Genomic DNA, 13,388 nt, shown 5'->3' with positions numbered 1-13,388 from the left:
GAAAATCCCAACTGATAAAAGTGTGACTCTATTCTATATAGATATTGTTCGCAAGCTCTTTGTTTCATTCAGTAGCAAAGTATGTTAAAAAACTATTGGAAATAGCACTTTTACAAAATTTTATAGGGTTAGTAAGTATCAGTATATGACATTGTTGATAAAAAACTTTGGGTAAGGGTGTTGAAAGAATGAAGTTAATTATTCCAAAGCAGCACGGGGCATGGGGAATGTTGCTTATTCCATTCCTTTTGGGGGTTTTAATTGGTAAAGGGACATGGTATCATATACCGCTCTTTTTGGCATGGTTGTTTGTGTACTTAGCCACGTATCCTTTATTAATGTACGTAAAACAACCACGAAAGAAGTATTATTTACATTCTTTCTTTCTTTATTTTAGTGTAGCTTGTGTGTGTGCGATCCTTTCTCTTATATATGAATGGCGTATTGTGCTCTTTTCTATTATCATGCTCCCATGTTTTTTTATAAATATTTATTTTTCTCGCCAAAAAAACGAACGAGCTTTACTAAATGATACATGTGCCATTATTTTGTTTTGTATAGGAGGAATCATTAGTTATTATTTCACAATGAAAACAATTGATGAGAAGATATGGGTTGTTGCAACTCTATCATTTTTATATTTTATGGGAAGTACGTTTTATGTGAAGACGATGATTCGAGAAAAAAAGAATCCAACGTATCGCTTTGTTTCATGGGGGTACCATTCTTTACTTGTAATTGTAACTTTAATTGTATCACCGTGGTTTGCCATTGTCTTTATACCAAGTTTGATACGATCTATATTACTTTATGGTAGAAATATTTCGATTCTAAAAGTGGGTATTTTAGAGAGTATAAATTCTATTTACTTTTTTGTTTTAGTAGTATTATTAGCCAGAGCATTACTGTAATCATTATTACAGTGATTTTGTGGATGTTTAGTAATATTTTGATAAGGAAACTAACTCAAGTAGTTTCTTTACATTTCATATATATGATCCTGCTATTTGCGGGTAGTAATTGATTATGATTTGAATGTTAGATCCTGAAAGGACTGTATAAATAATGACTTTTTATCAAACGTTAACGCCATATTATGATGAAATTTTTCCTGCAAATGAGAAACAAATAAATTTTATAGTCTCTTATTTACAAAAAGGTAGCTCTATACTGGATGTGGGCGCAGGAACAGGTAATGTAGCCCAAGCACTAGTTGAAAAGGGGTTTGCTGTTACTGCGATGGAACCAGAGAAGACGATGGCTGCAAAAATTCGGGAGAAAGCTGCAGTTTACGAAGGGATATTTCGTGTAAATACATTTGGAATGCAACAAATTAAAAATGTGCCTGGAGTATTTGATGGTATTTATTGTATTGGAAATACACTTGTTCATTTGGATAATTCGAAAGAAATCTTTAATTTTATCTGTGGATCTTATGAAAAATTAAAAGCAAACGGAAAACTAATTATTCAAATTGTAAATTATGAAAAAGTATTAGATGGAAATAATTTCGAATTTCCGGTACTGGAGAAGAAACATTTCTCGTTTAAGCGTAATTATACGTTAGAAGGAGAAAAAGTATTATTTACTGCAACATTGAATGTGGATGATAAAGAACTATCAAATAGTATTCCATTATATCCCATTACGAAAAAACAACTACTGCCTATGTTAAAAGAATGTGGTTTTCGTACTGTAGAAACTTTCGGTAATTTTAAAAAAGAGGCGTATTTACCGAATGGGCCAGCTTTCGTTCTTGTAGCTACAAAATGAATATGTCAAAAAATACTTGAGTAAATTTTCATTTACTCAAGTATTTTTTTTATTTGTTTTTGCAAAATGTGATTCAAATCCTCTTTTTATTTTAGGAGAATTTTTATAATAAGGTTGTTGTTAAGAGACAACAATTAGGAGGAATTAAAAATTATGAATAGAGAAATTAAGTTAACTGAAGATATATATTGGGTAGGGAAAATTGATGATAGGGAGGTTCCGTTTCATCGTTTAATCTTAGCAAAAGGAACAACTTATAATGCGTATCTTTTAAAAACTGAAAAACCAACAGTGATTGATACAGTTGACATAGATTTTGGAAGAGAATTTGTAGAATATTTAAGTGAATTAATTGATCCACAAGACATTCAATATATCGTAGTGAATCATACAGAACCCGATCATTCAGGTGGATTGGCAGCATTAGCATCAAGAGCTACGAATGCTACAATCGTATGTACAGAAATTGCTGTACCTGAATTGCAAGAAATGTATAAATTGCACCACAGAAACTTTTTAGTTGTAAAAGATGGTGACACATTAGATATCGGCGGAAAAACATTGAAATTTAAAGAAACACCATATCTTCATACAGAAGAAACGATGATCACATATTGCGTAGAGGATAAAATTTTATTCCCATGTGATATTTTCAGTACACATGTATCGAATTATGAATTCTTTAATGATAAAGCGAATGAAGATATTACGGAAGATTTCATAGGCTACTATAATGCGATTATTCACCCGCATAGAAGATATGTCAGAACGTTAATGGAAGCATTGAAAGACTTGGATGTTCAAATGATCGCTCCGTCTCATGGATACATTTTACGTCAAGATGTCCAAAAATATATCGATTTATATGCAGAAATGAGTAAAGATACAACGCAAGGTAAAAAAGTAACAATCGTATATACAACCATTAAAAATAACACGAAAAGAATCGCGAATATCATTAAAGAAACATTTGAAGCAGAAAACATTGAAGTAACAGTATTTAATGCTGATAAATCGGATAAAGCTACAATTCTAGAAAGTATTCAAGAAGCAGATGCAGTCTTCATTGGATCGTCAACTAAATACGCAGATATGATTGGAAACTTAGAAGAAATTTTAATAGAAATGAAGGAAATGAACTTAGAAGGGAAAATTGCAGCTGCATTCGGATCATACGGTTGGAGTGGTGAAGCAATTGAGGTCGTACAAGATTACCTAAATGAAACAAACATGAATGTACAAAGTACATCAAATGTTATTAAGTCTACAGGTATGACTCATGTTGAATTTCCTATTCGTATAAGATTCTCTCCAAAGGATGAAGAGAAAATGAAACGAATTAAACATGCAACAACGTTTGTTACAGATTTATTATTAAGTTCTATTTAATAGAAAAACGTAGGTGAAAATATGGAAAAGAATTTTGTTATTATCGGAAGTGGAGTAGCCGCTGTAAATGCTGCAAAGACAATTAGAGATCATGACAAGGATTCAAAGATATTCATTTTTGGTGAAGAATCATCTTTACCTTATAACAGAATTAAACTATCAAAAGAGCTATATTCAGATTTACACAGTGAAAAAGTTTTAATCAAAAAAGAAAAATGGTACCAAAATAATAATATATCGGTTGTCACAAATACAAAGGTAGTAAAAATTGATACAGAGCAGCAAAATATTGTTACATCAAATCATGAAAAAATTTCTTATTATAAATTATTAATTTGCACGGGTGCAAATAATAGAAGACTACCAGTAGATGGAATCAATAAAAAAAATGTCTTTACGATTAGAGACATGCAGGAAGCGGATAACTTTAAAGCATGTTTAGAAGATAAAAAGCATGTTGTAAACATTGGGGGAGGCGTACAAGGATTAGAAACAGCTTGGTCTATGATGAAGGCTGGTAAAAAAGTATCCATTGTAGAAGTTGCCGCTACACTAATGGGAAGACAATTAGATGAAAAAATGTCTCTTTTATTAAAACAAAAAATTGAAAGTGCCGGAGTAAAAGTATATGTAAATACGACTATTGATTCTATTCTTGGAGAAGAAGTAGTAACTGGAATGAAAGTGAATGGTGAACAACGAATAGATTGTGATAGTATTGTGTATTCAATTGGGGTCACTCCTAACATTTCTTTAGTAAACAATACTCCTATTCATGTAAATAGAGGTATTATTGTCAATGAGAAGATGGAAACGAATGTGGAATCTGTATATGCTGCTGGGGATGTAGCGGAAGTAAACGGTGAAATTGGCGGACTATGGGGACGAGCAATGGATCAAGGGAAAATTGCAGGAAGTAATATGGTTTCTAATCCTGCAATTTATAAGGAAGCAATTCCAACTACTATCTTTCATGCATTCGATGTATCTTTATTCTCAATTGGATTTGTTGATGAAAAACAATGTGATACAACTATCGTTGAAGAAGATGGTAAAGAGAAGTATACAAGGTTATTTATTAAGGATAATAAAATAGTAGGTGTCATCTCATTAGAAGGAGTAGCTGCATCCCTTCCTTACAAGTCTGCTATTGAAAAGCAAGTATCATTAGAAGAGATTGATATGAAAAATACGAATGTAAGTGAAATAATGAGCAAGGTAAAAGAGAAACTAAAATCTTAACTACTCAATCAATCTGTTAAAAAAAGCAGAAAAGCATTTTTTAGATGGGCGAGAGGGACTGGCTATGTATAGTAGCGGTCAGTGCCCTTTCCTGCCACGCGCAAAGTTTTAAAACAAAGAAAGGTAGCAAGGTGCATTGCCATTTTTATCGTTATAGCAGCAATCTATATGCTGAAAAATGAGATGTATGGCTGAGTAGCTACAATCTAATAATAGAAAGAGGACATTATCATGAAAAAATATATTTGCTTACCATGCGGCTATATTTATGATCCAGAAGTTGGAGATCCGGATGAAGATATAGAACCAGGAACAAGTTTTGAAGATTTACCAGAAGATTGGGTGTGTCCAGTATGTGGAGAAGATACTGAACACTTTGCACCGGTAGAGGAATAGTAAACGAAAAAGTAACGAGAAGATTATATAATTTCTCGTTACTTTTATATATATATAAATCCAAATTAAAAACCTGATATAAACCCCTTTTCTTTTTAGATGGTCGAGAGCGCCATGCGTAGAAGCGGTCAGTTCCTTTTTCTTCCACGTGCGAAGTTCAAACAAAGAGAGAAAAAAGTAGCAGGTTATTTTTTGTTCAGCATGGCGGCGACTTGTGTGTTGGAAAGTCAAGTTGGATTTATATAAAAAGAATTTTTTGATGTGATTTGGGTCACTAGTGTGCCTCTTAGGAAAAAATATAATAATTTAGGAAGGATACTTTATCACGTATTACTTCTCATGAAAGCCCGATTAGTGAGGGCTAATAATCGGTGGAGGATGAAAAATACTGATTAAAATTTCACTTTATATAATATGTTTAAAGTTAGGTGAGATAATATGGAAGAACATTGTTATCATAAAAATGCAGCGGAGCCTTGTCCAAGAAAAGTTCTCATTTTTAAATCCCTATCTGATGAAGAAATCTTAAAAATAGCTGCAATGTCAAAACATAAGCGATTTAAAAAGGGAGAACCATTAATTCATGAAGGAGAGAAATTAGACACATTATTTATTATTAATAAGGGGCAAGTAAAGTTATCGAAATTAACCATTCAGGGAAAAGAGCAAATCTTGCATATTTTAACGAGTGGTGAGTGCTTTTGTGAATTAAACATATTTAATTGCGATGAGAAGAGTAATTTTAGTGCGTATGCTATGGAAGATACAAAAATTTGTATGTTAACGAAAGATAATATGGATCGTATAATGGAGCGAAATCCAGGTATTGCATTAAAACTGCTAAAAACCGTTACAAAACGGTTAGCGCATACAGAAAATTTAGCTAACAATCTTGCAACAAATAATCCAGAAGTTAGGATTGCTTATATAATTTTAGAATTTTGCGAGAAATATGGTGAAGATACTGATAAAGGAATACTTATAAACTTACCATTGACACGAGAAGAAATAGCAAACTATATAGGGGTGACAAGGGAAACAATTAGTCGTAAATTTAGCAAATTTGAAGACTTAGGATTTATGACATCAATTGGAAATAAACAGCTAATAGTTAAAAATGAGTTAGCCTTTAGAAAATATATAGAGTAGATGGATAAGTTATATAGGTTCAACACAAAAAGCCACGATACCCTACTTAATAGAGTAACATGGCTTTTTACGTTGTTTGATAGAATTGACGGTTTTCTAATCAAACACTTTAATCAAGTTATGACATTACAAATACAAAAGTTGGCCAAATAACTTTTGTAATATAAGGATATCACTTTATAGAGTATTTAAAATTAATATTTTTTCCTTTAATAACTGAAAAAAAAGAGCGTTTTCACTGCTCTATTTGTGGGTATAGTTTTACGGTGTGATAGATTCTCAATGGTGCACGAAAGCATACAAAAGGTTATCAAAACCACTAATAGAGATAATGAGAAACATGGAATGAAACTATAATCAGTGGGGGTTTTCTTCATCCCCCTCTTGTTCTGAGCGAGCCGCTTCCGCTTTTCTTTTTAAGTTGCTGCTCTGCAGAATACAACATGACCTGTACCCGCTTGCTTAAACCTCGCATGTGGCAGAAAAAGGCTATGCACAGCCACATGCTCTCTTCCCTAGGGTTATTATATCGTTTTTTTAATTTGTATATATATTAGAGTTCATTATAGTATTATGGTAAAATTATCAATAGTTTATAATAAATTCTAATATCTATCGTTAATTATATATACCCATTTAAATTTCTCGACATCTTTGTCTAGCTCTGCAGAATACAACATGACTTGCACTTGAAACCTTGCATGTGGCAGGAAAGGGCTATGCACGGCCAGATGCTCTCGCCCTCTCCTAAAAAGAAAGGGGTTATTATGTCGGTTTTTCAATTTGCATGTATATAGCTTTAAAGTTTTGATAGTTTTGAGGGAAGGTAACATATTCATGCGTAATTTTATTTATAGTTTAATAGATGATAAAGCAATAAAACGACAAATTTTTATACTGGAGGCTTTAAATAGTGAGCCAAAATTAGTATCTTCTCAAAAGCTTGCAGATCAACTACAGTGTTCGACACGAACAATCATGAATGATATTTCTCAATTAAGAAAACAATTGCCTGAAGATTGGAAAATTACCAGTGTGAAAACGAGAGGATACATTTTAATCAAACCGATGGAAGATTCTGTATTGCCTGTGATTCATTCTTATTTGACAGAAAGTGTACTTTATAAAGTTATGTTAGAAATATTTCATAATAAGTGTTACACATTAGAAAAATGGTCACAAATTTTATATATGAATAAGTTAACTTTGAGAAACCATTTAAAAGATTATAATGGAATTTTAAATAAAAGTAGGTTGAATATTAAATTCAGAGATCTTCAACTAGAAGGCGATGAAATGAATATAAGATATTACTATATTGCATTCTTCTACTTTACACAACAATTTTCAGATCAATCTTTATTACCTATTGAGTTAAGAAAAAAACTTCTATCTATTCTTTATCGTAACGAAGTTCCCATGGATATTTTATTGTTACGCAGTATTGTTTTTGTTTTTATAAATCGATTTTATAATAAAGATTGTGTATCGAAAGAAATAAAGTTCAAGCCTGTATATAGCCAGAAGCAAGCAAATTGTCTGAATGAAATGATTATAGAAATTGAAAATTATTATAAGATTGAATTTCCAAAATATGAAAAAGACGCACTGAATCTATTTTTATTTTTTGGATTCATAAGTACAAGTTCACAGGGTGAGGTAATGCTTGAATATGTAAGTAAATGTGATCAGCAGGTTTATAAAAAATTTATGAATCTGATTGATACCCTTTTAACATACAATAAATTACCGAGTGAACTGAAGGGAAAATTAAAAGCTGAAATAATTCCGTATTTTTATAAGGTGTGTATTTTAAGAGAGCTTCATTTCTCAATTAGTCATGTTATTGATTCAATACATTCTTCACATAGTGTATTATTGCGAAATTATAAGGAAAACGTATCTTTAATTTCTAATTGGAATGAAACATATAATGATAAAAAGTTTACTAAAGATGAAATAAAATATATCGCCTCTCATGCAACGGCAATTCTTAACTCAATCTGTAATGAAATAAACATTATACTTGTATTTTCTGGGACAACCGTTGAAAAAAATCTTATTTATAGAAAGTTAAAACAAAGCTTAGGGGAAAATGTAAATATAAATAGGATACCAAATTATAATATTGAATATGATTTTATTATTAGTAATTGCCAACTATCAGATACAAGGGCACCTGTCATTTATATTTCTCAAATGTTGACTGCAAATGAAATCGATTCTATAAAAAATCGTATTTTTAATTTAAATTAAAGATAGAAGTAGCGAGATGCAAGAATGGAAAAAGAAATGATCTAACGGACATATATGGAACTCCAATACGGTAGGGAAATATTCAACTGCGCTGGAGTTTTTTTAACTCATACACGCATTTAGTCCTGTAATACATGTGAATATTCAATAGTATAGGGGATTCGAATGTGTGCGCAGTAATACTCCCACCTCAAAATTCGGCGAAAGCATTGTCCAGTTCCAGTGGCTAGAATGTTCGGTGGATTCGCTTCTTCCTGCGAGGTAAAAAACACCTCTACGTCAGAAGCTCCATCCCCCTCACATTCTGGGTGAGCCACTTCCACATTTCTTTGTTGTCCAGCTCTAGGGGCTAGAATCTCCGGTCGTTTCGCCCCCTCGGACGAGGCAAAAAGCGCCTCTCTGTCAGGGGCGTGGGCATCCTACGATTCTGAACGAGCCGCTTCCGCTTTTCTTAAGAAGTTAGGTGGGAGATAAACTGCTGGCATGCGCCCGATTGGTGAGGGCTGATAATCAGTGGGGGATGAAGAAAACCCCCACTGATTAAAGTTTCACTTTATGATTTTGATTGTAACTAGTAATAATTTACATATTAATAAATGAATATATTGATTATTATTAGTAGTAAAAGTATAATAATGGTAGAGATGTAATGAAAGGGGAATTGAGATTCTGCATGTGGAAAATCTTGTAATGATTACGAAATAAAATAAATAGAGTGCTTTTCCTATAAATATCCAAGGGTGAAGTATGTCTATTTATTGAAACAATAATCATACAAGGGATGCATGGTGTGGAGTTATCATTCCATTGACTAAGCGGATACCTGTGTGTATCGGCTTTTCTTTATGAGAACAATACATCTCTACTTACATATCATCGTGTCCCTATTTATCCCGCACTAACGCGCAGTAAGACCCCCACCTCAAGATTCAGAGAAAGCGAAGAAGATAGGTGGGAGATAACTGCCCGTAAGAGCCCGATTGGTTCAACTAACCATCAGTGGGGGATGAAGACCCCCCCTGCTGATGGAAGTTTCACTTTATTAGGAGGAATAGGAAATGACGCATTTACAAAATAAGGCTGCACTTATAACAGGAGTAAGTGGTCCTAGAGAGATGGGTACTGCTATATGTCGTAAATTGGCTTCTCAAGGTATAGATATTTTCTTTACACATTGGAATTCTGAGGCTAGTTGGCCAGAGGATTTTCAAAAAGAGATTTTGGAATTAGGAGTCCGTTGTGACAGTCTAGAAATTGATTTATCAGATGCAAATGCTGCATTTAAAATAATGGATACTGTTTCAAAGCAGTTTGGTCCTCTTTCGATTTTAGTTAATAACGCAGCATATTCAACAGGAGATGGATATGCGAAGTTGGATGCTCATACACTTGATAACCATTATGCGGTTAATATGAGATCAACTTTTCTTCTTTGCACGGAATTTGCTCGTCGTTTTGAGAAATCGAATAGAGATGAAGGAAGAATTATTAATATGACATCCGGGCAAGAATTAGGGCCAATGCTCGGGGAGTTAGCATATGCTGCAACAAAAGGAGCAATTGTAGCGTTTACGAAGTCTTTATCAGCGGAACTTGCTCCTTTAGGCATTACGGTTAACGCTGTAAACCCAGGACCAACAGATTCAACGTGGATGAATGATGAAATTAGAAAACACCTGTTGCCTAAATTTTTAATGGGACGCATTGGCATGCCAGACGATGCGGCACGTATCGTGGCATTTCTCGCTAGTGACGATGCGAAGTGGGTCACGGGTCAAGTGATTAACTCAGAAGGTGGATTTTTGCGGAGTTAAATGAAGTAACATTGATAAGTGTATTTATGTTAATGCTAAATAAGAAAAGACATCCAAAAGGATGTCTTTTCTTATTTTCTAGATTTACATATTAATTGGGTTTGATAGATTTGGGTTTTTACTATAAAGATTGAAGAAAAAAGTGTGTTATAACTCTATGTCATTGTAACATTATTTTAGAAGGGGAATTTATGCGATTTTACATACATGGAATGTTTAATATGGTGATTCTTAACTAGAAAATTTAATTACTCGAAAATTATCTCCTTGTATATTTCTAATATCTAAAGCTTCTCTATCGTTAGTATGTCCTGTTAAATAAACAGTTGCTGCATCCTTTTTTACTACAAACATTGCATGATAGTAACTTCCGCCTGATTTTTTTTGAAGTTGTATAACATCTCCAACTTGAATATCTCTCATAATATTTAATTTATCTGGTGTAATTACTTTTTGAGTTTTACTCCAAAAAGTATAAAAATCTTCGACGTTTATCCATGTACTAGATACAGTAAAAATATTATCTCCCTGTTTTTTGCTGTACCAGTAATTTTTATTTGTATCAATTCCTGAAGGTTGTATAGTTGATGGAAGTGTTTCTTTTATTCCGCCAGCTTTTAGAATTTGAGAGACATAATTCATACAATCGTTTGGATCCCATTTTGCATACTCAGGATTCCTCTTATTCCACCAGTTATTTACATAATTTAATGCGTTTTGTATATTAACTTGTTGATTTCCGGTTAAATGATTAGTCGCTAATTCATCTTGGTTTTTTTGATAGTTATCTGTTGTTGATGCTAAAGCAGTTGTATTGTCTAGTGTATTTTGAGTGACCAAAATGCCAAAAAATAATGTTGTGCACATAATTTTTTTCTTAAATTTCATACAAACCTCTCCTTACTGTTGTTTTTTGAACTTAATTATATTGTTTTGGTGATATCGCGTACATTTTATATAATTAAGAGATTCCTTTGTTTTATTTTTTTAATAGGGTATTTATGTTAATCCGAAATAAATCTTATTAAACTCGGATTATTTTTATACACTATTAAAAACCTAATATCGTAAATTCTTCCACAAAATAACGAAGAAACCTTTTGAAAAAAATTGAGAAACATTTGTTATAAATAAGAAACCATTTCATGCTATTATGATTCCTCCTAAACATTATTTTGCGGTCTAGGGGTCTGTGGCGGTATCCCATACCCCTCAACTTAAGAGGTTTTAATACCCTTAAATACAAAAAACGTTATCCTTTCTAATAATTTAGCTTGTTTAGAAAGAATAACGTTTTTTTAATTCATCACCAATAAATGCTGCGTTATTGGTGACTGTTGCTGAGTCAAATCGTCTCGTTTATGAATATAGTATTGTTATGGTACAATATGGATATTAATGACGGAAAGGATGATGGGTGGACGATGATTAACTAATCTTATTTTTACATGTTGAAATTGGATATTTCAATTGATAAAAAATAGGATTAGTCTGCCCATTTCCATAAGAACGTATTGCTATTTCATACAATAGCTTATTTGGGTATACATCATATAACGACTAATCCTGCCAAATATAATTGGGAGGATTTTTTTGTTCTCCTTTTATAGAAAGGGATGGATAGTATGAAGGAACTTTTAAAACTAAAAGATGTTTATGTGGAAATTATGGAAAATACCTTGTTAGAACAAATGAAAGTTACAGTGAAACAAGGGGATATTATCGGAGTTATAGGGAGAAACGGTGCTGGAAAATCAACTTTTTTACAATTGATAAATGGAAAAATAGAACCAACAAAAGGGCAATTAGAATGGCAACAGACGAATGTAACGATGGCATATGTTGAACAAGAAAAAGAGGTATTTACATCTAAGGAAGTAACGACAGTAGAAGCGGAACTTCTTGCAAAGTGGGGCGTACCAACAAACGATTTTCATACGTTAAGCGGTGGAGAAAAACTTAAAATCCGACTTGCGAAAGGATTTGCGCAAAACCCAACCCTTCTCATGCTAGATGAACCGACCAATCATTTAGATGAAAATAGTACAGAATTTCTGATTGAACAGATAAAAAACATGAGTGGAACAGTTATCGTTGTATCACATGATCGTTATTTCTTAGATGCTGTTGCAACGAGAATTTGGTCGATAGAAGATAGAAAACTAATTGAGCATAAAGGGAATTACACGAGTTATATGAAAGCTCGAGAACAAAAAAGGCTCACTCAGCAGCGCGAATATGAAAAGCAACAAAAAAACATTGAACGGATAGAATCGCAAATAAAAGAATTAACATCATGGTCGCAAAAAGCACATGCACAGTCAACAAAAAAAGAGGGATTTAAAGAATACTATCGTGTTAAGGCAAAGCGAATGGATGCCCAAGTTAAGTCAAAACAAAAACGTCTAGAAAAAGAGCTTGAAAAAACGAAAGTAGAACGTGTTAAGCCAGACCCAACTGTAGAGTTTTCCATTCAAGTAAATAAAAGGGTAGGAAAGCGTTTTTTAGAAGTGAAACAATTGAAAAAATGTTTTAAGGGACGAACATTATTTGAGAAAGTTAATTTTACAATTCAACATGGTGAAAAAATTGCAATAGTTGGTCCTAATGGCTGCGGGAAAACGACATTATTGAAGATGATTATGGGACAGGAAACGGCCCGAGGAGAAGTATGGATTTCACCATCTGCAAATATTGGTTATTTAACACAAGAAGTATTTGATTTACCACTTGAAAAAACACCAGAACAATTATTTTATAAAGAAACTTTTGAAGAAAGAGGAAAAGTACAAAATTTAATGAAGCATTTAGGATTTACATCTTCTCAATGGAAAGAGCCAATCAAGCATATGAGTATGGGGGAGCGTGTAAAGTGTAAGCTCATGGCGTATATTTTAGATGAAAAAGATGTACTTATTTTAGATGAACCGACAAATCATCTTGACTTACCTTCACGTGAACAGCTTGAAACTACATTAGCACAATATAATGGTACATTGCTTATTGTCTCACATGATCGGTACTTCCTTGAAAAAACGACGAACAGTAGACTAGCGTTTTCAAACAATAGCATACAAAAGCAATTGAAAGAAACATCTCAAAAAAGTGATGATCTCGCTGAATTACGTTTAAAGCTTGAAACAGAAAGACAAGAGGTTTTAGGAAAACTTAGCTTTTTAACTCCTAAAGATGAAGCATACATGGAGCTTGATAAAAGATTCAACGAACTTACAAAGCAAATAAAGGAGCTTTAATTGAAAATACTTGTATAAGAATGTATGAGCTGCTCAGAAAAAAAGAAAAGCTGATCTCCCCTAGTTTAGAGGAAATCAGCTTTCTTTTTTTAATTTGCTTAGTGTACAAAATTTA

The 13,388-nt window shown here is 32.8% G+C and carries 10 protein-coding genes; 9 read left to right on the top strand and 1 reads right to left on the bottom strand.

Annotation, left to right across the window (positions count from 1 at the left end; translation table 11 throughout):
- Positions 1 to 188: 188 nt before the first annotated feature.
- From MR076_RS09900 to MR076_RS09865, 8 genes are all read left to right on the top strand, one after another.
- Complete coding sequence (locus MR076_RS09900; RefSeq protein ID WP_242220186.1) at positions 189 to 911, top strand: YwiC-like family protein; 723 nt, start codon at positions 189 to 191, stop codon at positions 909 to 911.
- Positions 912 to 1,065: 154 nt separating this feature from the next.
- Positions 1,066 to 1,773 carry a class I SAM-dependent methyltransferase gene (locus MR076_RS09895; RefSeq protein WP_242220184.1) on the top strand — a complete coding sequence of 236 codons (708 nt, stop codon included), beginning with the start codon at positions 1,066 to 1,068 and terminating at the stop codon, positions 1,771 to 1,773.
- A gap of 153 nt (positions 1,774 to 1,926) precedes the next feature.
- Entirely contained in the window at positions 1,927 to 3,162 is a 1,236-nt protein-coding gene (locus MR076_RS09890) for an FprA family A-type flavoprotein (protein WP_242220180.1), read from the top strand.
- Positions 3,163 to 3,183: 21 nt separating this feature from the next.
- Positions 3,184 to 4,404: an NAD(P)/FAD-dependent oxidoreductase gene (locus tag MR076_RS09885; RefSeq protein WP_242220179.1), complete on the top strand. Its 1,221-nt coding sequence runs from the start codon at positions 3,184 to 3,186 to the stop codon at positions 4,402 to 4,404.
- Between the two features lie 231 nt (positions 4,405 to 4,635).
- Entirely contained in the window at positions 4,636 to 4,800 is a 165-nt protein-coding gene (gene rd, locus MR076_RS09880) for a rubredoxin (RefSeq protein WP_242220177.1), read from the top strand.
- A 438-nt stretch (positions 4,801 to 5,238) separates the two neighbouring features.
- Positions 5,239 to 5,949, top strand: coding sequence for a Crp/Fnr family transcriptional regulator (locus MR076_RS09875; protein WP_242220175.1), 711 nt, complete (start codon positions 5,239 to 5,241; stop codon positions 5,947 to 5,949).
- Between the two features lie 837 nt (positions 5,950 to 6,786).
- The gene (locus MR076_RS09870) at positions 6,787 to 8,205 is read left to right on the top strand and encodes an AcpB/EbpR/MafR family transcriptional regulator (RefSeq protein WP_242220173.1); all 1,419 of its coding nucleotides are present in this window, start codon (positions 6,787 to 6,789) and stop codon (positions 8,203 to 8,205) included.
- Positions 8,206 to 9,263: 1,058 nt separating this feature from the next.
- Positions 9,264 to 10,019, top strand: a complete 756-nt coding sequence (locus MR076_RS09865; protein WP_242220168.1) for an SDR family oxidoreductase — start codon at positions 9,264 to 9,266, stop codon at positions 10,017 to 10,019.
- Positions 10,020 to 10,250: 231 nt separating this feature from the next.
- Here the strand turns inward: MR076_RS09865 and MR076_RS09860 are convergent, their stop codons facing one another.
- Positions 10,251 to 10,907 (bottom strand): amidase domain-containing protein, encoded by a 657-nt coding sequence (locus tag MR076_RS09860; RefSeq protein ID WP_242220165.1) that lies wholly within the window; start codon positions 10,905 to 10,907, stop codon positions 10,251 to 10,253.
- 737 nt (positions 10,908 to 11,644) lie between these two features.
- Here MR076_RS09860 and abc-f point away from each other — a divergent pair.
- A complete protein-coding gene (gene abc-f / locus MR076_RS09855; protein ID WP_242220161.1) occupies positions 11,645 to 13,273 on the top strand; it encodes a ribosomal protection-like ABC-F family protein in 1,629 nt (542 codons plus the stop codon).
- The last annotated feature ends 115 nt before the right edge of the window (positions 13,274 to 13,388 follow it).

The organism is Bacillus cereus group sp. BfR-BA-01380, assembly GCF_022663535.1.
Lineage (GTDB): Bacteria > Bacillota > Bacilli > Bacillales > Bacillaceae_G > Bacillus_A > Bacillus_A cereus_BB.
The sequence above is the reverse complement of the archived record's forward strand: the minus strand, read 5'-3'. Positions and strand labels throughout refer to the sequence as shown.